At 72.0% G+C, this 18,779-nt stretch carries 19 protein-coding genes and 3 pseudogenes; 9 read left to right on the plus strand and 13 right to left on the minus strand.

Features of this window, described 5'->3' with window-relative positions:
- The 3 genes and pseudogenes from ACF1G2_RS17265 to ACF1G2_RS17275 form a co-directional block, all read right to left on the minus strand.
- Positions 1–173, minus strand: a pseudogene (locus ACF1G2_RS17265) (histidine kinase); the annotation flags it as partial.
- 182 nt (positions 174–355) lie between these two features.
- The gene (locus ACF1G2_RS17270; protein ID WP_391799044.1) at positions 356–598 is read right to left on the minus strand and encodes a hypothetical protein; all 243 of its coding nucleotides are present in this window, start codon (positions 596–598) and stop codon (positions 356–358) included.
- Positions 595–1,497, minus strand: a complete 903-nt coding sequence (locus tag ACF1G2_RS17275; RefSeq protein ID WP_391799045.1) for a universal stress protein — start codon at positions 1,495–1,497, stop codon at positions 595–597. Before ACF1G2_RS17275 ends, ACF1G2_RS17270 begins: the two co-directional genes overlap by 4 nt.
- Before the next feature lie 233 nt (positions 1,498–1,730).
- Here ACF1G2_RS17275 and ACF1G2_RS17280 point away from each other — a divergent pair, with 233 nt between their 5' ends.
- Positions 1,731–2,354, plus strand: coding sequence for a CBS domain-containing protein (locus tag ACF1G2_RS17280; RefSeq protein WP_391799046.1), 624 nt, complete (start codon positions 1,731–1,733; stop codon positions 2,352–2,354).
- 22 nt (positions 2,355–2,376) lie between these two features.
- Positions 2,377–3,366 (plus strand): Acg family FMN-binding oxidoreductase, encoded by a 990-nt coding sequence (locus ACF1G2_RS17285; protein WP_391799047.1) that lies wholly within the window; start codon positions 2,377–2,379, stop codon positions 3,364–3,366.
- A 2-nt stretch (positions 3,367–3,368) separates the two neighbouring features.
- On the opposite strand, the gene ACF1G2_RS17290 is transcribed toward ACF1G2_RS17285, so the two are convergent.
- Genes ACF1G2_RS17290 through ACF1G2_RS17300 form a run of 3 tightly spaced genes read right to left on the minus strand, consistent with a single transcriptional unit; the run spans position 3,369 to position 7,629 of the window.
- Positions 3,369–5,762 carry a glycoside hydrolase family 65 protein gene (locus ACF1G2_RS17290; RefSeq protein WP_391799048.1) on the minus strand — a complete coding sequence of 798 codons (2,394 nt, stop codon included), beginning with the start codon at positions 5,760–5,762 and terminating at the stop codon, positions 3,369–3,371.
- Complete coding sequence (locus ACF1G2_RS17295) at positions 5,759–6,550, minus strand: HAD family hydrolase (RefSeq protein WP_391799049.1); 792 nt, start codon at positions 6,548–6,550, stop codon at positions 5,759–5,761. Before ACF1G2_RS17295 ends, ACF1G2_RS17290 begins: the two co-directional genes overlap by 4 nt.
- Complete coding sequence (locus ACF1G2_RS17300; protein WP_391799050.1) at positions 6,550–7,629, minus strand: alcohol dehydrogenase catalytic domain-containing protein; 1,080 nt, start codon at positions 7,627–7,629, stop codon at positions 6,550–6,552. The genes ACF1G2_RS17295 and ACF1G2_RS17300 overlap by 1 nt, the downstream gene beginning before the upstream one ends.
- A 287-nt stretch (positions 7,630–7,916) precedes the next feature.
- On the opposite strand from ACF1G2_RS17300, the gene ACF1G2_RS17305 reads away from it, so the two are divergent.
- Complete coding sequence (locus ACF1G2_RS17305) at positions 7,917–8,570, plus strand: CBS domain-containing protein (RefSeq protein ID WP_391799051.1); 654 nt, start codon at positions 7,917–7,919, stop codon at positions 8,568–8,570.
- Between the two features lie 18 nt (positions 8,571–8,588).
- Here ACF1G2_RS17305 and ACF1G2_RS17310 read toward each other — a convergent pair whose 3' ends face one another.
- From ACF1G2_RS17310 to ACF1G2_RS17330, 5 genes and pseudogenes are all read right to left on the minus strand, one after another.
- On the minus strand, positions 8,589–9,185 hold the full coding sequence (locus tag ACF1G2_RS17310) for a hypothetical protein (RefSeq protein ID WP_391799052.1): 597 nt from the start codon (positions 9,183–9,185) through the stop codon (positions 8,589–8,591).
- A gap of 48 nt (positions 9,186–9,233) precedes the next feature.
- Complete coding sequence (locus ACF1G2_RS17315; RefSeq protein WP_391799053.1) at positions 9,234–9,737, minus strand: flavodoxin domain-containing protein; 504 nt, start codon at positions 9,735–9,737, stop codon at positions 9,234–9,236.
- Positions 9,734–10,204 (minus strand): Hsp20/alpha crystallin family protein, encoded by a 471-nt coding sequence (locus ACF1G2_RS17320; protein WP_391799054.1) that lies wholly within the window; start codon positions 10,202–10,204, stop codon positions 9,734–9,736. Before ACF1G2_RS17320 ends, ACF1G2_RS17315 begins: the two co-directional genes overlap by 4 nt.
- Positions 10,205–10,506: 302 nt before the next feature.
- Positions 10,507–10,899: a universal stress protein gene (locus ACF1G2_RS17325; RefSeq protein ID WP_391799055.1), complete on the minus strand. Its 393-nt coding sequence runs from the start codon at positions 10,897–10,899 to the stop codon at positions 10,507–10,509.
- A gap of 104 nt (positions 10,900–11,003) precedes the next feature.
- Positions 11,004–11,357, minus strand: a pseudogene (locus ACF1G2_RS17330) (universal stress protein); the annotation flags it as partial.
- A 536-nt stretch (positions 11,358–11,893) separates the two neighbouring features.
- Between ACF1G2_RS17330 and ACF1G2_RS17335 the strand changes: the two are divergent.
- Positions 11,894–12,292: a molybdopterin-binding protein gene (locus tag ACF1G2_RS17335; RefSeq protein ID WP_391799056.1), complete on the plus strand. Its 399-nt coding sequence runs from the start codon at positions 11,894–11,896 to the stop codon at positions 12,290–12,292.
- A gap of 92 nt (positions 12,293–12,384) precedes the next feature.
- On the opposite strand, the gene ACF1G2_RS17340 is transcribed toward ACF1G2_RS17335, so the two are convergent.
- On the minus strand, positions 12,385–13,077 hold the full coding sequence (locus tag ACF1G2_RS17340; protein WP_391799057.1) for a PucR family transcriptional regulator: 693 nt from the start codon (positions 13,075–13,077) through the stop codon (positions 12,385–12,387).
- Positions 13,078–13,115: 38 nt separating this feature from the next.
- Here ACF1G2_RS17340 and ACF1G2_RS17345 point away from each other — a divergent pair.
- The 5 genes and pseudogenes from ACF1G2_RS17345 to ACF1G2_RS17365 all read left to right on the plus strand — a co-directional run.
- A pseudogene (locus ACF1G2_RS17345) lies at positions 13,116–13,502 on the plus strand (molybdopterin cofactor-binding domain-containing protein); the annotation flags it as partial.
- A gap of 147 nt (positions 13,503–13,649) precedes the next feature.
- Positions 13,650–14,162: a molybdopterin-dependent oxidoreductase gene (locus ACF1G2_RS17350; protein WP_391799058.1), complete on the plus strand. Its 513-nt coding sequence runs from the start codon at positions 13,650–13,652 to the stop codon at positions 14,160–14,162.
- Between the two features lie 109 nt (positions 14,163–14,271).
- Positions 14,272–14,664, plus strand: a complete 393-nt coding sequence (locus ACF1G2_RS17355) for a molybdopterin-binding protein (protein WP_391799059.1) — start codon at positions 14,272–14,274, stop codon at positions 14,662–14,664.
- Positions 14,665–14,760: 96 nt separating this feature from the next.
- On the plus strand, positions 14,761–15,576 hold the full coding sequence (gene modA / locus ACF1G2_RS17360; RefSeq protein ID WP_391799060.1) for a molybdate ABC transporter substrate-binding protein: 816 nt from the start codon (positions 14,761–14,763) through the stop codon (positions 15,574–15,576).
- A 102-nt stretch (positions 15,577–15,678) separates the two neighbouring features.
- Complete coding sequence (locus tag ACF1G2_RS17365; RefSeq protein WP_391799061.1) at positions 15,679–17,634, plus strand: ABC transporter permease; 1,956 nt, start codon at positions 15,679–15,681, stop codon at positions 17,632–17,634.
- 141 nt (positions 17,635–17,775) lie between these two features.
- Here the strand turns inward: ACF1G2_RS17365 and ACF1G2_RS17370 are convergent, their stop codons facing one another.
- Positions 17,776–18,195 carry a molybdopterin-binding protein gene (locus tag ACF1G2_RS17370; protein ID WP_391799062.1) on the minus strand — a complete coding sequence of 140 codons (420 nt, stop codon included), beginning with the start codon at positions 18,193–18,195 and terminating at the stop codon, positions 17,776–17,778.
- Between the last annotated feature and the right edge of the window lie 584 nt (positions 18,196–18,779).

Raw genomic sequence — 18,779 nt, forward strand, 5'->3', positions numbered from 1 at the left:
ACCTGCGACAGGTCGAGTTCACGGCCGACGGCCATGACGGCTTCGAGCAGCCCGTGGAGTCGGTCCCTGGTGCCCCGCACCTCGTCGATGCGCACCTGGACCTCGTCCAGCAGCTCGTCGAGTCTGAGGCGCGGAAGCCTGCCGTCCGCGGGCTCGGGGCCTTCACGACCCATCGACACCTCCGGCTGCGACGAACGCACGGTCTCCACCCCGAGCGGGCACTTTCACCGTAGTCCGGATGTGCCGTCGATTCCTGTCGGCCGGTCTCGGAGGGCCGGGCAGCTGCCCGCACCTCGGCGGGGGGTCGACGCGCCGCTGAGGTCGTCACCGCGGACTCACCCCACGGGGAGGGTGATCACCGGGCAGTGTGCGCTGTGCAGCAGGCCGTGGACGACGGCTCCCGGACGGCGACAGCTCGCAGCGAACCCCGCCGGAAGTCGGCCTCCGCGAAGGCCCACGCCGGAGCGGCGCGGGAGGACTCGCTGCCGTCGACGCCGACGACGAGATGCGCGGGCCGCTGGGTGACGTGTTCGGCGTCCGTGCTGCGGCGGGACCGCGACCACGAGGTGCTGTACCGGCGATGCGTGGTACCGGTCATGATGTGTTCCCGTGTCCGGGTCCGCGGCGGGGAATGAGCTCCACCGGGCAGTGGGCGTGCTGCACCACGCCGAGCGTGGTGCGCCCGAGGGTCGGTCCGAGGTATCCGGGCGACCGGCGGCCACCGACGACCAAGAGGTCGGCATGCCACGACGCGTCGACGAGCTTTCCTGGGACGCTTCGGGCCTTCTCGCCGTCCGCATACACCCTGAGGTCCGGGAAGGCATCCCGTATCTGGCCGGCGACCGTCCAGGGCGGGAGGGTCCGGTCACCTGCGGCCGTCTGCGTGCCGTCGCCCGGCGCCGGGCCCGTTCCGGCCGACCGGGTGCCGTTCCCGACGTGCATCAGTCGCAGCGGCACCTTTCTCAGCAGTGCTTCGCCTGCGGCCACCCGGGCACAGCCGAGGTCGGCCTCGTCCCGCACCGCCGCGAGAACCGCGCCCGTCTCCGCGGCTTCCGTGGCCCCGCGCACCACGACCACGGGCGTGTCGGCGTTCGCCACGGTCTCGAGTCCGACCGAGCCGAGCAGGAGGGAGGAGAACCCGCCCCGGCCCCGGTGCCCGACGACGATCGTGCTGCTCGGGGCGGCGACCTGCCGCAGTGCGGCCGACGGCTCGCCCCGGTCGAGTTCTGTGATGACCGCCAGTCCGGGATGGCGCGCCGCAACGGCCTCGGCGGCCCGGTCGAGGATCTCCAGGCCGGTCCGTTCGAGGCGAGCGATCTCGCCCTGGGAGAGGATCGGAGCGTGGCGCTCGACGTCCGTCGCGTGGACGAGGTACAGGCCTCTGCCCCGACGAGCCGCTTCCGCGGCCGCCCACATGACCGCCGCCTGCGCGGACGGCGATCCGTCGACACCGACGACGACCGTACCGAGAGCGGGAGCTCCCATGGTGTCGTTCATGGCTCCTCCTCCCGGCCCCTGGGGCTCCCCTCACGCTAGCAGTCACGTCGGGGCCGGGAGCAGCGCCGCAGGGGGTAAGGGCGGGGACCGAAGGTCCCTCGGCCCCGGAGTCCGAGGACCACGGGCCCGGTCGGCCCCGGTCCTGGACCGTTCGGCCCCTCGCAGGTCCGGAGTGCGCGAGGGACGGTGGTGGCGAAGGCACCCGGACACGGGTCGACAGCGGAGGCGCAACGATGAGACAGACCAAGGTCGGCGGCCTCATGACGGACGAAGTGGTCTCCGCGATCAGTTCGTCATCCTTCAGGGACGTGGCCAAACTGCTGGCCGCACACGACATCAGCGGGGTGCCCGTCGTGGACGCGGACGACCGCGTACTCGGTGTCGTCTCCGAGAGCGACCTCCTCGCCCGCCGGGAGCTCACCGCCGGTGAACTCATGACGACCCCGGCCGTCACGGTGCACGCCGAGCAGACCGTTGCGGACGCGGCGCGGCTGATGGTACGCCGCTGTGTGGAGCGTCTCCCCGTGGTCGACGAGGAGGAGCGGCTGGTCGGCATCGTGACCCGGCGTGATCTCCTTCGCGTCTTCCTGCGCCCCGACACCGAGATACGCCGTCGGGTGAGGGAGGACGTCCTGGCGGACACCATGGACCTGCCGGGGGACGCCGTGGACGTGCACGTCCTGGACGGGGTGGTGACACTCGGCGGCCGCCTGCCACGTCGGAGTCAGGTCCCGATGTTCCTGACGCTCACCGAACAGGTGGACGGCGTCGTCGCCGTCGTGGACCGGCTGTCCGCGCGCGTGGACGACTCGCGGCTCGCACCGCCGGTGCGAAGCGCCCATGACATGCCCTGGTAATCGCTCACAGACAGGACGCACCGTGTCCGACACCGCCCTGACCCGGACGCTCGTGACCTCGCTGATCGAGGACGCGGTCACGGCGCCGTCGATGCACAACGCACAGCCCTGGAACTTCCTCCACCGGTCCGGCACCGGCGTCCTCGAGCTGTATGGCGATCCCGACCGCACCATGCCGTACGAGGACCCCGACCGGCGTGCCCTCCATCTCGGCTGCGGCGCCGCCCTGTTCAACCTCCGGGTCGCCGCGGCCCACCACTCACTGCACGACGACGTCCGGCTGCTGCCCGACCCCGAGGACCCCTGGCATCTCGCCGACGTGCGGCTCCTCCCGGCCGCCTCGCGGGACGACGGCCTGGGGGCGCTCCACCCCGCCCTGAGGCGGCGGCACACGAGCCGCTTCCCGTTCTCCGAGGAGCGGATCCCCTCCGAAGTGACCGACGGACTGTGCGCGGAGGCCCTCCTGGAGGGTTGCCGGCTCGTCGTTCCCGGAACATGGCACACGGACACCGTGCTGGACCTCGTCCACGATTCCGAGATGCTCGAAGCCGTCCACACGGCGGTACGCACGGAGATCGCCGCCTGGACCCGCACCGGCGCGGCGGGCGAGGGCCCAGGGACCGAGGGCATCCCGTCGTACGCCTTCGGCCCCCGGCAGTACGACGTGACCTCCCCCGTACGCGACTTCGGCTCTCACCGCAGCGCTTCCGGCCGTGGCTCGGCCGTGTTCGAGAAGCGACCCCAGATCGTGCTGCTCGGCACGGGCACGGACACCCCGGGCGACTGGCTGAAGGCAGGCCAGGCAATGCAGCGCGTGCTGCTCCGGGCCACACTCGACGGCCTCTCCACTTCCCTGATGTCGCAGCCGCTCGAGTGGCCTGAACTCCGCTCGGTCGCCCGCGATCCGCTGTCCGCGATGGGGTTCGTCCACATGGTGATCCGTCTGGGCTACGGCCCGGAGGGCCGGGCCACGCCGCGCCGCCCCGTCTCCGATGTGCTCCGCTTCGTCTGACCTCACCCGAGGCGGAACCAGCGTTCCTCCCCGGGAGCGACGGTCCCCCGTCGTTCCTCCGAGAGGATGATCGTGAGCGGGCTCGGCGAGGAGTCCGGCACGCGGACACCGAGCCGGCCGGGAAGCATCCGCAGCCGCACACCTCGATGCCCGGCCAGGCAGAGGGTGAAGGCGAACCGGGGGATCTCCCGCAGCGCCACGGGGGTCACGCGCAGTCCCTCCGGCCCGGCTTCCAGGCCGGTCATCCCGCGCTCGACCAGGTCGACGGTGCCCGCCATCGCGCCGAGGTGGATGCCTTCGCCGGTCGTTCCGCCCTGGACGTCGGCCACGTCGCCGAGCAGGGCCTCCTGGCAGTAGTCCCACGCCTGGGCACCCTTCTGACGGGCCAGCACCCAGCCGTGGACCAGGCTGCTGAGCGTCGATCCGTGGCTGGTCCGCCGCAGGTAGTACGAGGTGGTGGCACGCCACACGTCGTCGTCCAGGAAGTATCCGAGCCGACCGAAGAGGTCACGCAGCTCCGCGGGTCGGAAAAGGTAGCCGAGCATGAGGGTGTCGGCCTGCTTCGACGCCTGGTACCGGTTGACCGTGTCGCCCTCGGCCTCCAGGATCCGGTCGAGTCTGCGGATGTCGCCGTACCGGTCGCGGTAGTGGCCCCAGTCCAGTTCGGCCAGATCTCCGTAACCCTCGAACTGGCCCACCACGCCATGGTGGAAGGGCACGTACAGGCGGCGCGACACCGCCTCCCACCGGGAGAGCTCGTCGTGGTCGAGCGACAGACTTCCGGTCAGCTCCTCGCGCCGGGCCTCGGGCAGTTCGCCCAGCAGGTCGAGGGCCCGGGCGAGGACCCAGGCGGCGGTCGCGTTGGTATACGCGTTGTCGTCGATGCCCGGGGTCACGGCGTCCGGGTACGCGTCGTGGTACTCGTCCGGTCCGACGACACCGCGGAGCCGGTACCGGTCGCGCTCGGCGTCGTACGCGGCCGCGCCGGCCCATTGGCGGGCGACCTCCAGGAGGATCTCCGCTCCGGCGGAGTGGAGGAATCCGCGATCCCCGGTGGCCTGCGCGTACCGCCAGACGTTGAGCGCGACGGCCGAGCTCACGTGGCGCTGGAGGTGGGAGTGATCGGGCAGCCAGCGGCCCGATCGCGGGTTCAGGTGGAGCTCCTGAGTCTCCTCACGCCCCGAACTCGCGCTCTGCCAGGGATACATGGCTCCCTGTCCACCCGCTCTTCGCGCCGCGGCACGTGCGGCGGGCAGCCGACGGTGACGGTACATGAGCAGAGCTCGGGCCACCTCGGGGAAATGCAGGGTCACGTACGGCAGGACGAAGAGCTCGTCCCAGAAGACGTGGCCCCGGTAGGCCTCGCCGTGCAGCCCTCGTGCGGGCACGCCGACGTCGAGTTCGGCCGTGTGGGGGGAGAGCGTCTGCAGCAGATGGAAGAGGTGGAGACGCAGCACTCGTCCCGGTTCTCCTGGGACGCGCAACTCACCCTGTTCCCAGAGCCGTTGCCAGGACGCCTTGTGCGTCGAGAGAAGAGTGGGGAAGGCCGGAGCGATCGCGGCGGCGTCGACGGCCGCAGCCCTGGGCTCGTCGGCGGGCCGGTCCAGAGAGGTGTACAGGGCGAGCGTCTTCACCACGGTTGCGGATCGGCGGGGGCCGATGGGCAGACGGTACGTCTGAACGGCGCGCGCCCCTCTCCTGCCCTCCGAGGCACGGCGCGAGGGCGAGGTCCCCAGTCGGACGGCCATCGCGATCCGGATGCCCGACTCGACGGTACGGCAGGAGAGCCAGGCGACCCCGCCGGGCTCGAAGCCGGTTTGGTGGTCCGTGAGGTGACGGCCGTCGAGATCCCGGTATCGCTCGACGCCGGCGTTGACGACGGCGCCGTCCAGGACGGACTCGATCTCGACGGCGCCGCTCCAGCCGTAGGCGCGGAACCTGCTGCGCTGGGCCGCGATCCGCGCGTCTCCCATGTGGACGATCCGGACGTGGGTCACATGCAGACCGCGACCGTGTGTGTCCTGGAATTGCAGTCGGCGGGTGAGCACGCCGCCGTGCAGGTCGAGGCGGACGTCAAGGTGGCGCAGCGATGCCGAGTCGGGGTCGAGCCATGCGCCGGGCGGGGCGTCGTCCGGGAGGCAGCGGTAGCGCAGAAGTGTCCAGTTCGGCAGGTTGACGATGTCCTCGTTCTCGACCCTTGCGCCGTCGACGAGAGAGGTGAGTCTGTCGTAGCAGCCGGCCAGATAGGTCCCCGGGTAGTGAACGGGGCCGGCCGGGCACTCGGGTGCGGATCCGCGGGTCGCGAACCTTCCGTTGCCGAGCGTGCACAACGCTTCGACCAGGCGCTCCCGTTCCGGCTCGTAGCCGTCGTAGTCCCAGCTCCATTCCGAGGTCATACGCGCGCTCCCCACACCTGTTCCACCAGGGCGACGAGGTCGGGGGCGACCGTGTCGGCGCCCTCCTCCCGCAGACGGCTCGTGTTGCGCCGGTCCGGGGTGCGGTCGAGTCCGGCGACGAGCCCGAAGTTCCCGCGGCGCGCCGCGGTGACTCCGGCGACCGCGTCCTCGACCAGCACGCTGTCCTGGGGCCGGATCCCGAGGAGACCGGCCGCGTGGAGGAAGAGTGCGGGGTCCGGCTTCCCGGCGAGGCCCAGCCGGGCCGTGTCCTCGCCGTCCACCACGACCGCGAGGAACCGGCCGAGCCCGGCCGCGGCGAGCAGCGTCCGGGCATGCCGGGACGCGGACACGGCGGCGCACGGGACGTGATCCCTGTGCAGGGCGGTGAGTGCGGGCTCGGTATCCGCGAAGGCCACGACCCCCTCGGCACGGAGCGCGTCCTGGAATGCCCGTTCCTTGCGTGCCGCGACGGCCCAGACCGTGCCGCAGCCGGGCGGGTCGTCTGGCCGTCCCGGAGGGAGCCGCAGGCCTCGTGACGCCAGGAACGCCCGAGCCCCGTCGTACCGGGACCTGCCGTCGACGAGCCGACGGTACTCGGCGTCCGCGTCGAAGGGCGGTTGCGTCGCACCGCGCGACCGTGTCCCGCTGTCGGGCGCGAGTTCGTCGAGGCAGGCGTCGAACGCGGTCTTCCATGCCGCCGCGTGCAGGCGGGCGGAGTCGAGCAGAACGCCGTCGGTGTCGAGGACGACACCCCGTGGCAGCCGATTCCTCGGGCTTCGGCCGACCATCACGCTGCCGGTGAGGCCGGGACGCTCACGGCCGCGTGCTGCGGGCCGCCCAGCGCCACCTTGATGGCGCCGGTCCGGGCCGCGCGACCGAACACCTCGTACGCCTCCTCCATCTCGGCCAGCTCGAAGCGGTGGGTGATCAGTTCCGCCGACGGCAGCCGCCCCGCCGCCAACAGGCGCAGCAGCATGGGCGTGGACGCGGTGTCCACGAGCCCGGTGACGATCGTGACGTCCTTGATCCAGAGGTCCTCCAGGTGGAGGACCGCGGGCTTGCCGTGGACGCCGATATTGGCGACCCGGCCGCCCGGCCGGACCATCCTCGTGCACATCTCGAAGGACTCCGGCACGCCCACGGCCTCGATCACGGCGTCGGCGCCCAGGCCGTCCGTCAGATCCTCGACGAGCTGCTCCGGGCCCTCGTCCGCGCTCACCGTGGCGTCCGCGCCGAGCTTGCGGGCCGCGGCCAGTCGCGACGCGTCGAGGTCGACGGCGACGATGCGTCCGGGGCTGTAGAGGCGGGCGGTGGAGACGGCGGCGAGGCCGATGGGTCCCGCGCCGACCACGACGACCGTGTCGCCGGGCCCTACGCCGCCGTTCAGGACACCGACCTCGTAGGCGGTGGGGAAGATGTCGGCGAGCAGGACGGCGTCGAAGCTGTCGACCGTGTTCGGGAGGGCGTACACGGACAGGTCGGCGAACGGCACCCTGACGTACTCCGCCTGGGTGCCGTCGACGGTGTGCCCGAGGACCCATCCGCCCCCGCCCCGGCACTGCCCGTAGCGGGACTCTCGGCAGAATCGGCAACGGCCGCAGGCCGAGATGCAGGAGATCAGCACGCGGTCGCCCGGTCGTACGGTACGGACGTCGCCGCCCGTCTCGACTACGGTGCCCACCGCCTCGTGACCGAGGACGCGGCCGGGCTCCACCTCCGGCACGTCGCCCTTGATGATGTGCAGGTCGGTGCCGCAGATGGTCACTGCGTCGACGCGGACGATCGCGTCGGCGGTGTCCTTGATGTCGGGATCCGGCACGTCCTGCCATGCGATGCGGCCCGCCCCCTGGAACACGAGTGCCTTCATGACGGCTGCCCTCCTCCTGCCGTGCCCCGCGGGTCTCTTCCCAGGGGCTCGACGTCAGGCTCGCCCGGAGGAGGTCCGCGGCACATGTGCCGGTCAGGCCACAATCGGGGCCCCTCGGCCCCTGCCGCACGCTCGCGGCGGTGTGACGGTGAAGACGGGCCGACGGCCCGGTTCCCTGTCGACTGCGGTCGCTTCCAGGGTTTCGCGAACCTGCGGAGACGCAACCGGGAGCGGAGATGTGCGGGTGACGTGCCGGAGGCCCATCATGAGCACGAGAGGAAATTGCGATGGCTCCAGACCTCTTCACTGTCGCGGACGGCATGACCACGAAGGTCGTCGCCGTTCTGCCCGGCGCGGGCTTCAAGGAGATCGTCGCCGCCATGGAGCGGTGGAAGGTGACGGCCGTGCCCGTCGTCGAGAGGGGAGGGCGCATCGTCGGAGTGGTCTCGGAGGCCGATCTGCTCCTCAAGGAGGAGTTCCACGACCACCCCCTCGGCATCATCGAGCAGATGCGGCGCCTCGACGGCACGGCCAGGGCCGGCTCGCGCCGCGCGCAGGACCTCATGACCTCGCCGGCGGTCACCGTCACCCCCGACGCGACCCTGCCTCAGGCCGCCCGCCTCATGGCCGCGCACCACGTCAAACGACTGCCGGTCGTCGACGCGAGCGGGACGATCCAGGGGATCGTGAGCCGGGCCGACCTGCTCAAGGTGTTCCTCCGCCCGGACGACGATCTCGCGGCCGAGGTACGCAGCGACGTGGTCGACCACCTGTTCCCGCTCTCACGCGGGCAGGTCCACGTGCAGGTGGACGCCGGGGTCGTGACCCTGTCCGGAGAGGTCGGTGACAGCGCGCGCATCCCGCTCGCGGTACGCCTGGCGCGCGCCGTCGAAGGCGTGGTGGACGTACGGTGCGCGCTCACCGCCCCGGACCGGGAGTAGCCACGCCTCCCGGAGCGGTCAGTCGTCACCGTTCCCGGGGGCGCCGCCGCCCCTGCGGAGCCGCCCGGACCATACCGGCTCCACCTGTTCCCACTCCTGCTCCCAGGCTTCGAGGCTGTGCGCCTCGCTTCTCCGTCGTACGAGGAAGAGAACTCCGGCCCCGGCCGTTCCCACCGCTCCTGCGACTGCGGCCCCGCCCGCCAGTGAGGTCAGCGACCGATCTGCGGCGCCGCCCGGGCCGCGTGCCGGGACTCCTGAGTCGTCCACCCAGATCGTCAGGGTGTGCCCCTCGGGCGTGCGGGGAGGAACGGAGACGGTCCCGGACCGCCGTACGTCGCGGGGGTACTCCCATACCGCCGGAGCGACGGACTGCGGCTCCGCACCGTACCGCGCGGCGACGGGCTGCTCCTTGGCCCGCTCGGTGGTGGTCGCCGTCACCTGGTGGCGGTGGACGGCGAGTTCGCGGTCGGCCTCGGCTCCCGCGCTCCACAGCATCCCCGCTGCCACCGCACCGCAGATCAGGGCGATCACGAGGACGAGGGCGAAGGCACTCCGACCGGCGGGGCCGCTCCCGTGCAGGGAGAGTCCGCGGTCCGCCCCCTGGTGATGGACCATGTCGCACCTCCGGGTGAGGCGGCCCGCCGAGAGCTGAGCGGCATCCCGTCATGGGGCGAAGCCGAGTTCCATGCCGATGTGGTGCGCCCACGCCTGGATCCGTTCCGGATTGCGGAAGTCCCCGCCCCTGCCCCGGCTGACCATGTGGCGGGCTACCGGGTCCGACGTCTCGGCGGTCACCGCGCCGCCGAAGGTGACGTGCTCACGGGCTCCGATCTTCTCCATCCGCCTGGCGACCCCGCGTACGGGCGGGATGTCGTGATCCTCCGCGGAACGGTCGAGCGGACCGCTGCTGAAGAGCCAGACGGGTCGGTGCCGCAGCTGCTCGGCGTTGCGCCGCGCGCACCGCCGGGCCTTGCCGCTCCAGTGCCCGGCGTAGAGGGCTCCGCCGAGGACGACTCCGTCGTAACCGCTGACGTCGGTGACGGTGTCGGCCGGCAGGACGACGGAGTCGAAGCCGTCGTCCCGGAGCGTCTGGCCGATCTCCTCGGCGATTCCGGCGGTGGCACCGGCCTTGCTGCCGTACGCCACCAGGACGCGCTTGGCGTTCATCGCGCTCCTCCCCCTGCCTTGGCGTCGGCCCGCTTCACGGGAATGATCCGCCCGGCCGATATCTCCTGCTCAGGCATCGGGACACGGATGGTGAGGATGCCGTCCGCGTAGGAGGCGTCCACGCCGTCGGCCGGGATCGTGCCCGGGAGGCGGACCGTCCGGCGGAACGATCCGTAGCGGAACTCCGAGTGCTCCTTGTCCTCCGTGCTCTCGCCGTGCTCCGCGCTCACGGTGATCAGGTTGTCGTCGACCTTGATGCTGATGTCCTTGTCCGGGTCCATGCCCGGCAGTTCCGCCTTCAGGACGTACTCCCCCTCCCCGAGGGTCGTCTCGACCGGGATGGAGTGGGCGGCGGAGCCGGGCCGCCAGCCCGGCAGCCCCGGGAACTCCCTGTTGAACCAGTCGTTGAAGTCGGGGATGTGGCTGTGGCGGGCGGAGTGCCTGCGTGCCGCCTTCTCTCCGGTCATCGTGTGCTCCTCGGGGTGCGTGTCGGCGTGCGCCGCCCTCGCGGGGCGGCCGCGGCTCACGTGCAGGGCCGGTGCGGCCTCCTGTGTCCACCCTCCCGTGGGGTGCGTTCCGGGCGAAGTACCGAAGGGGTCGAGGGGCCTGGGCCGGATGGGCCGTATCCGCGATGGACCGACCGGCCCCTCCGGACCGCCACTCCGTATGTCCCGGCCCCGGTCCGCGAGGGGGATGTACGTCCTGTGGTGGTCGTAGGTACGACGGCCCTCGCGGTCGCGGTCGCGGTAGAGGTCGACGAGTCCGCGGGTCACCTGCCGGAAGCACGCGGGACGGTGATCACCGGGCATCCCGCGTGGTGCAGCAGGCCGTGGACCGTCGAGCCGAGACGCAGGCCGGAATAGCCGCCGCGCCCTCTGCGCCCCACGACCACGGCGAGGGATTCCTGTGCGGTCATGGCGAGTTGCTCGACCGGGTGACCCCGGAGAACCTCCTGGGCGACGAGGACGTCCAGGTACCGCTCCGCCCACTCGGCCACGGACTCGGCGAGCAGCCGTCGGCGCCTGGACAGTCCCGCTCCGCCGTCGTCACGGGCGACCACAGGACGCGGCCAGACCCAGGAGGCGCGCAGCCGGGCCCCGCGCAGGCTCGCCTCCTCGACGGCGTATGCGACGGCGGACCGGGACGAGTCGCTGCCGTCCACCCCACAACGAGGGTCTGGGGGTGGATCGCCGTGTGCTCCGGTCCCCGGACCACGACGACGGGGCAGTCTGCTCGGGCGCTGAGCGGGACGCTCACCGACTTCCCGCCGGGGAACTCGGCGGCTCGTCCCAGGCGCCGCGATCCGAGGACGACGAGCGCGGCTTCCGCCGCCTTGTCGCACAGCACCGTCGCGGGCACGCCGTCGTCGAGTTCGGTCGCGGTCCGCAGCTTGCCATGGAGCACCCGGACCAGATCCTCGGCATTCGCGAGGGCCGACTCCGCCCGCAGCCGTGGCGCGCTGCGAGGGGAGAACACGTGGTACCCGAGGCGGGCGCGGGCGGGCGGGACCGCCGCCACCAGACGCAGCCGTAGTCCTCGGCGAACGGCCTCGTCAGCGGCCCAGACGAGAGCGGGGATGGACTGGTCTCGCGGATCGACCCCGATCAGGATGTCGTTCACGGCGACTCACCCTGCGCGACGAAGGCGAGCGGAATGATCTCCACCGGGCAGTGTGCGTGGTGGAGGAGGCCGTGTACGCCGGTCGGTGGCGGCCGCGTGCACGAGAGGGAGGGGGCGGCCCCGGCGGTCGGCTTCGGCGGCGGCCCGGAGCGGGGCTCCCCCGGCGGAGGCCGAGCCGTCGGTCTCCGCGATGACGCGACCCAGTGCAGGCCGGGTCGGGATCTCGCTGGTCATGGCTTCTCCTCGGGCTGTGTGCCGCGGGGTGGGACGGGCATCCCAGGGGCGACATCTCTCACGCTCGCACCGCGAAGGGGTGGCTGCGCATGGGCCCTTCGGCCTTTATCGGGTCCGGGCGGCCCCCTCTCCCTCGGCCGTGGGCTGAGGGACGACGGATACCGGACCGTACGCATGGTGCAGGGTGCGCTGGGCGAGCCGTCCCAGCTCCATGCCGAGGGGGCCGCGTGCCTCCACCTCCGTGAACAGCGCGCACGAGCCCGCTGCGGCGTCGAGGCATCGGCGTGGCCTATTGTGCGGGTGTGCCGTCGTACAGCATTGGGCAGGCCGCGCGGCTGCTCGGAGTGAGCTCGGAGACCGTTCGCCGGTGGGCGGACGGCGGCAAGCTGGGCATGGAGCGGGAGGGGTCCGGCAATCGGGTGATCGAGGGCGCTGCCCTGGCCCGCTTCGCCCAGGAGCGGGGTGCCGGTCTCCATGCCGTCCCCGAGGGTGACGTGCCGACCTCGGTCCGCAACTCCTTCGTGGGGATCGTGACCGCCGTACGGGTCGACGACGTGGCCGCGCAGGTGGAGGTCCAGTCGGGTCCGCATCGGCTGGTCTCGCTGGTGACACGGGAGGCGGTCGAGGAGCTGGGGCTCGACGTGGGCGTCACCGTGACCGCCCGGGTGAAGTCGACCAGCGTGCACATCGACGTGCCCTGACCCTCCGGCACGGGCCCCTCCTGGACCGGGCACCTCCGCCGTAGCCCCTCCGCCATAGCCCCTCCGCGACGGCCCTCTCCCCCGCAGGCGCTTCAGCGGCAGAGCAGTGCCGCGTGCAGGTCCACCCTGTGGTCGAGCCGTGACAGGTCCCGGCCGGTGAGGGTCTCGATGCGTTCGACGCGGTAGTGGACCGTGTTGACGTGGATGTGGAGGGCCTCGGCGGTCCTCGCCCACGAGCAGTCGTTCGCCAGGAAGGCCTCCAGGGTCTCCAGGAGCATCGCGCCCGATCCCCGGCCGGCGCCGACGAGCGGCCCCAGGGTCGTCTCGCGGTACACGTTCCGTACGTCGGCGGGGATTCCGGCCATCAGCTTGCGCAGCCCGTCGAGGTCGTCGAGGCCGGCGACGCCCGCCGAGGAGGGTCTGCCGTACGCGCTGACGCCAGGGCGTAACGGGCCTGCGTGAGCGCCGTGTTCAGTCCCGTGGTGCCGGCGGTCGGCGACGGCGAAGGCGGCGGTCGGCAGGTGCTGCAGCGCCTCCCTCAGCGCGGCGCCGCACCCTGCCTCTCCGTTCGGCTTCAGGGCCGCGACGACCACGGTGTACGCCTCCGCGTCACCGAGGCCGCAGGCGGCCAGCGCGCTCCGCACGCGATGCGCGTCGACGTACGAGGCGCCCACCGCATCCGCGAGGTCCTCGAACGCCGTTCTGTTCGCCGCGCGGTCCCGGTCCTGCCGCCGCCGGTGCCGGCCGAGGAACTCGGCGATCTCCTGGAGGACCCGCGGAGGCACCTGGCCCGCCTCGGGCAGGTGGAGGTGCCAGGTGTCGTGTGCACGCCGCCGACGCCGGCAAGGTCATGAACCCCATGCAGTGCCGCGGGCAGCTCGAGGGCGGAGTCGCCCAGGCCCTCGGCGCGACGCTCTTCGAGACCGTCCGGATCGACGAGCGCGGCGAGGTCACCACCGCAGCCTTCCGACGCTACCGGCTCCCCCAGTACGCCGACGCCCCCCGCACCGAGGTCCACTTCACCGAGACGTCCGACGCCATCGGCCCGCTCGGGGCCAAATCCATGAGCGAGAGCCCCTTCAACCCCGTCGCCCCCGCGTTCGCCAACGCGCTCCGCGACGCCACCGGCATCCGCTTCACCGAGCTGCCCGTGACCCGCGACCGTGTGTGGCTGGCTCTGGACGAGCAGGCTGGGAACGTCGGTCGATGAACCGGGAGAATACGAGGGCTCGACTCGTAGCAAGCTCACAAATGCTGGGGACGGAGCCTCAATCGAGTGGCAGACATGGTTCTTCGGTCCGCCGGTCGGGTATCACTGCGCGCAGCCGCTGCACCGATCTCCCCGAGGGGACAGACGATGAGCCGGCCGAGCGCCGCACCCCACTCCGCGCCCGTAGCCCTGCCCGCCCGTGCCGGAACCTTCGACCTCTGGGGGGACGTGGCCCACCCGGCCGCCCTCACCGTCCCCGACCTGCGGCAGGGCTGGGAGCAGCACCGGGCCGACGTGGTCTTCGACTGCGCCACGGCGGGACCGCAGCACCACACCTTCGTCGGGGCGCTCCTGCGCGAGGTCGCGGCCGTGGCGCAACCTCGCTTCGACCCCGTACGTCGCAAGGAGCGCTCCCGCTTCCTGCTGGCCGTGAGCGGTGGCGACGGCCACCACGCCGTTCTCTCCTGGGCGGAGATCGATCCCGACTTCGGGAACGCACCCGTCCTGCTCGCGACCCGTATGGACGACGAGGTGCTGGACGCGGCCGGCACCCAGCTCGTCGTGCCGTCGGACCGATGCGGCGCACGCTACGTCAGCGCCGTGACCGGGATCTGGATCGGCAGCCCTCGCCTTCCCGGAGGCCGTACGTCCGAGGACTGAGACCCCGGGCGCAGCTTCTCGTCCCTTCCTCCAACTCACCTCTCATTCGCAATGGAGGCTCCCACGATGTAGTTGCAGATACGAGTGAGACCGCCCTACGGTGTCGCACATGCAGTCCTACACCATCGGGCAGGCCGCACGACTTCTGGGCGTCAGCCCCGACACCGCGCGGCGCTGGGCGGACGCGGGCCGTGTCGCCACCCACCGCGACGAGAGCGGCCGGCGCGTCATCGACGGCGGGTCGCTGGCGGCGTTCTCCGCGGGGATCGCGCAGGGCGACGACGACGAGGACGCGTCGTACACGTCCGCGCGGAACGCGTTCCCCGGCATCGTCACGGGGATCAAGCTCGGCGACATCGCGGCCCAGGTCACCATCCAGGCCGGTCCGCACCGGCTGGTCTCCCTCCTCACCCGTGAGGCAGTGGAGGAGCTGGGACTGGAAGTCGGCATGCAGGCCACCGCCCGCGTGAAGTCGACCAGCGTGCACATCGACCGCACCTGAGCACTGACCCCTCACGCAGTACCGAGACACCTCGGCCGTCGGCGCGACCGGCCCCCATCCGCACTTTCCGTTCGTCCCCAAGGAGTTCAGACCCTCATGTCCCTCACCCTGTCCGTGGCCGGACGTCGTGCCGCTGCCGCCGCGCTCACCGCCGCGCTGCTCGTCCCGCTCGCGGCCTGCTCGTCCGACGACACCAAGAAGGGCACCGGCGGGTCCCCCGCCTCCGGTACCGCGAGCGGCGCGCCCGCGGCCGACCTGACGGTCCTGGCGGCCGCCTCGCTGACCGACGTGTTCAAGACGGCGGGCGCCGCGTACGAGAAGGCGCACCCCGGCACGAAGGTCACGTTCTCCTTCGCGGGCTCGCAGGAACTCGTCGCCCAGGTGTCCCAGGGCTCGCCCGCCGACGTGCTGGTCACCGCCGACACCAAGAGCATGGACAAGGTGAAGGCCGACACCGGCACCCCGGCGATCATCGCGAAGAACCGTCTGGTCATCGCCACCGGCGAGGGGAACCCGCACAAGGTCGACGACCTCAAGGACCTCGCGGACACCGAGATCAAGGTCGTCCTCGCGGCGCCCGAGGTGCCGGCCGGCAAGTACAGCAAGCAGATCCTCGACGCCCAGAAGATCACGGTGAAGCCGGTCTCCCAGGAGCCCAACGTGCGCGCCGTGCTCAGCAAGGTCGAGCTGGGCGAGGCCGACGCCGGGCTCGTCTACAAGACCGACGCCGAGAGCGCCAAGGACAAGGTCGACGCCGTCGAGATCCCCGACGCCCAGAACGCCGTCGCGCAGTACCCGGCCGCCACGCTGAAGGACTCCAAGAACGCCGAGGCCGCTGCCGCGTTCGTGGCCTGGCTGTCCTCGCCCGAGGGCCAGAAGATCCTGCAGGACGCCGGCTTCCAGAAGCCGTAACGGACGGACCGGGATCGGTCAGATCGCGAGGGGCTGTCCGTCCGGGGGGAACGGACAGCCCCTCCTCATGAGTTCAGGTGCTTCATGTCTTCGGGGTCATCGATGAAACGATCAGGCGTACGCACGTCCGGCGCGCGTCCGCCCCTCACGCTGGCGCTGCCCGCGCTCGCGGCCGTGGCCTTCCTGGCCCTGCCGCTGCTCGGCATCCTCGTCCGGACCGAGTGGGGCGAACTCGCCGACCATCTGAGCTCGCCGGGCACCGTCGAGGCACTGAAGCTGTCGCTGCTCGTCTCGTTCTGGGCCCTCGGTCTCTCGCTGGTCCTCGGAGTGCCGCTTGCCTGGCTCCTCGCCCGAGTGCCGTTCCCCGGCAAGGCGTTCGTCCGCTCGCTCGTGCTGCTGCCCATGGTGCTGCCGCCGACGGTCGGCGGTGTCGCACTGCTGCTCGCCTTCGGCCGGCGCGGGCTGCTCGGGCCGTGGCTGGAGGACGCCTTCGGGATCACGCTGCCGTTCCACACCTCCGGTGCCGTGGTCGCGGCGACGTTCGTCGCCATGCCGTTCCTCGTCATCAGCCTGGAAGGCGCGCTCGGCGGACTGCGTCCCCGTTACGAGGAGACGGCGGCCTCGCTCGGCGCGTCACCGGTACGCGTGTTCTTCACCGTCACCCTCCCCATGGTGGCGCCCGGAGTGGTCGCGGGCGCGGCGCTCACCTGGGCGCGCGCCCTCGGCGAGTTCGGCGCGACGATCACGTTCGCCGGCAATCTGCCGGGCACCACCCAGACCCTGCCGCTCCAGGTGTACCTGCTGCTCCAGGACGAGCCGGAAGCCGCGACGTCCGTCTCGCTGCTGCTGCTCGCCATCGCCATGGGCGTCCTCGTCGCCCTGCGCGGACGGTGGACGGGCACCCCTGCCGGCCGCACGCGCCGCACGGCCCCCGAGGCCGGTGCGACCCCCGCCGCGGCGGAGCCGGCGACCGAGGTCATCCAGCCGGTCGCCGCGCCCGCGCCGCCGGTTCCGGCCGGAGAGCGCTGGGCGCTGCACGCCGACGTCACCGGCTTCACACACCTGACGCTGGACGCCGAGCCCGGCACCACCATCGCCGTCGTCGGCCCCAACGGCGCCGGCAAGACCACCCTCCTGCGCGCCCTGCTCGGTCTGACGCCCCGGGCGCACGCGGAGCTGACCCTCGGGGGCACCGACGTCACCGGGCTGCCGCCCCACCGGCGACGCGTGGCCTGGGTGCCGCAGGACGGCGCGCTCTTCCCCCACATGTCGGCCCTCGCGAACACCGCGTACGGTCTGCGCGCCCAGGGCGTTCCCCGCTCCGAGGCCCGACGGGAGGCCCAGGGCTGGCTCGACCGGCTCGGCGTCGGCCATCTGGCCCACCGTAGGCCGACGCAGCTGTCCGGCGGGCAGGCCCAGCGCGTCGCCCTGGCCCGGGCCCTCGCCGCCCGCCCCCGGCTCCTCGTCCTCGACGAGCCGCTCGCCGCCCTCGACCAGACCACCCGCGCCCACGTCCGCCACACCCTGCGCGCCCACCTGGCGGGCTTCCGCGGCGTCTGCCTGATCGTCACTCACGACCCCGTCGAGGCGGTCTCCCTCGCGGACCGTGTCCTGGTCGTCGACGAAGGGCGCGCGCTACAGGACGCGACCCCGAGTGAGGTCACCCGGCACCCCCGCTCCCCCTGGGTCGCCAGGATGCTGGGCCGCAACGCCTGGGTCGGCAGGGCCACGGCCCACGGCCTGGCACTCGACGCGGGCGGCTCCCTGGTGACCGCCGACCCACTGGAGCCCGGCACGGAAGCCGTCGCCGTGATCGCCCCCGAAGCGGTGGCCGTCCACCGTGAGAAGCCCGGAGGCAGCCCTCGTAACGTGTGGCCCGGAACCGTCCGCGAGATCACCGCAAGCGGCAGCAGGCTGCGGATCCTCGTCACCTCCGACAAAGCCCCCGACCTCGTCGCCGAGATCACCCCCCAGGCCGCCGCCGAACTCGGCCTCGCCGACGGCGTGTCCGTCTGGACCAGCGTCAAGGCGACCGAAGCCACGGTCGTGGCGCTGTGACCGGCCGGAAGGAACGAGATGTCGAGATGTCGAGATCAGCGGTGCGGCGGGGCGTCTCCGCCCCCTGGCGACGCCACCGACTCCGGTCCTGAGGCTGCCTCACGCGCCGAGGAGGCGGCCCTCCGGCGCTGAGTCGGGAGATCAGGCGGAGGCGAGAGAGATCTCGGTCGACTTGATCAGCGCTACGACGGACGTTCCGGCGCTCAGGCCGAGGTCCTCGACGGCGTCCCTCGTGATCGCGGCGGTCAGGTCGCCACCTTCCACGGAGACCTTCACCGAGCTCATCGCCCCGCCGGTGGACACCTCGGTGACCGAGCCGGCCAGCTGGTTGCGGATGGAGATGCCGTCGACGGGACCGGTCGCGAGAGCGACCTCCGTGGACTTCACCAGCGCCCTGACCACGGAGCCCTCCGCCAGGCCCAGGTCCCTGACGGCATCGACGGTGATCGCGGCGGTGATGTTCTGACCGCCGGCCAGACGCACCTTCACGGACGCCATGGCCTCGCCCGAGGTGACGGCGGTGACGGTACCGGAGAGCTGGTTACGAATGGACAGGGTCATGGAACACGCCTCGCAGAGCCGGAAACGGAGCAGTCGTCACATCTGTGACCTGCGTCATCACCGACGCTAGTGGACGGGAAATCCCCCGCGGCGACACGCGTCGCATCCACCAGCCGAATGGACGCGATGCCCTCGCGAACTCGCAGGCCGGCTGCTGATCCCCATCCGCCGGACGGGCCCCATGACCTGACGCTCCACCGACTTCTCGTCAGCCGCCCACGCCGGATCCACATCAGCGAGACGATTTCGAGAACAGTCCTCGCAGATGAGCGCCAAAACGCCCCGTGTGCCTCTTGGATGATCCACCGTATCGAGACCTGCGGCGAGGGTCGAACTCTGTGTCCTGATCCAGTCGCCCCAACAGCCTGCCGCTTGCTTGACTGTGCCTCACCGGCCCCGGCGCGGCGGAGTGGCTCTCGCCGCGACGGGTCGACCGGGCCACGAGGGCCCTGCGCGTCGATTCGCGATGTTCGGCGCGCAGGGGCCGGGGCCCGTCCTGCCGGAGGCGGCGTGCTTCGGCCGGCCCGAGATGCTTCTCGAGGCCGGCGCCCGGGACGAGCGCTCCGGCCACCTGCGGACGCAGC

The sequence above is a fragment of the Streptomyces sp. NPDC013457 genome (assembly GCF_043089925.1).
In the GTDB taxonomy this organism is placed as follows: Bacteria; Actinomycetota; Actinomycetes; order Streptomycetales; family Streptomycetaceae; genus Streptomyces.

Coding starts and splice junctions, on each gene's coding strand:
- ACF1G2_RS17270 (WP_391799044.1), bottom strand. CDS start 598: ATGACCGGTACCACGCATCGCCGGTACAGCACCTCGTGGTCGCGGTCC.
- ACF1G2_RS17275 (WP_391799045.1), bottom strand. CDS start 1,497: ATGAACGACACCATGGGAGCTCCCGCTCTCGGTACGGTCGTCGTCGGT.
- ACF1G2_RS17280 (WP_391799046.1), top strand. CDS start 1,731: ATGAGACAGACCAAGGTCGGCGGCCTCATGACGGACGAAGTGGTCTCC.
- ACF1G2_RS17290 (WP_391799048.1), bottom strand. CDS start 5,762: ATGACCTCGGAATGGAGCTGGGACTACGACGGCTACGAGCCGGAACGG.
- ACF1G2_RS17295 (WP_391799049.1), bottom strand. CDS start 6,550: ATGGTCGGCCGAAGCCCGAGGAATCGGCTGCCACGGGGTGTCGTCCTC.
- ACF1G2_RS17300 (WP_391799050.1), bottom strand. CDS start 7,629: ATGAAGGCACTCGTGTTCCAGGGGGCGGGCCGCATCGCATGGCAGGAC.
- ACF1G2_RS17305 (WP_391799051.1), top strand. CDS start 7,917: ATGGCTCCAGACCTCTTCACTGTCGCGGACGGCATGACCACGAAGGTC.
- ACF1G2_RS17310 (WP_391799052.1), bottom strand. CDS start 9,185: ATGGTCCATCACCAGGGGGCGGACCGCGGACTCTCCCTGCACGGGAGC.
- ACF1G2_RS17315 (WP_391799053.1), bottom strand. CDS start 9,737: ATGAACGCCAAGCGCGTCCTGGTGGCGTACGGCAGCAAGGCCGGTGCC.
- ACF1G2_RS17320 (WP_391799054.1), bottom strand. CDS start 10,204: ATGACCGGAGAGAAGGCGGCACGCAGGCACTCCGCCCGCCACAGCCAC.
- ACF1G2_RS17350 (WP_391799058.1), top strand. CDS start 13,650: ATGAGCCGGCCGAGCGCCGCACCCCACTCCGCGCCCGTAGCCCTGCCC.
- ACF1G2_RS17355 (WP_391799059.1), top strand. CDS start 14,272: ATGCAGTCCTACACCATCGGGCAGGCCGCACGACTTCTGGGCGTCAGC.
- modA (WP_391799060.1), top strand. CDS start 14,761: ATGTCCCTCACCCTGTCCGTGGCCGGACGTCGTGCCGCTGCCGCCGCG.
- ACF1G2_RS17365 (WP_391799061.1), top strand. CDS start 15,679: ATGAAACGATCAGGCGTACGCACGTCCGGCGCGCGTCCGCCCCTCACG.
- ACF1G2_RS17370 (WP_391799062.1), bottom strand. CDS start 18,195: ATGACCCTGTCCATTCGTAACCAGCTCTCCGGTACCGTCACCGCCGTC.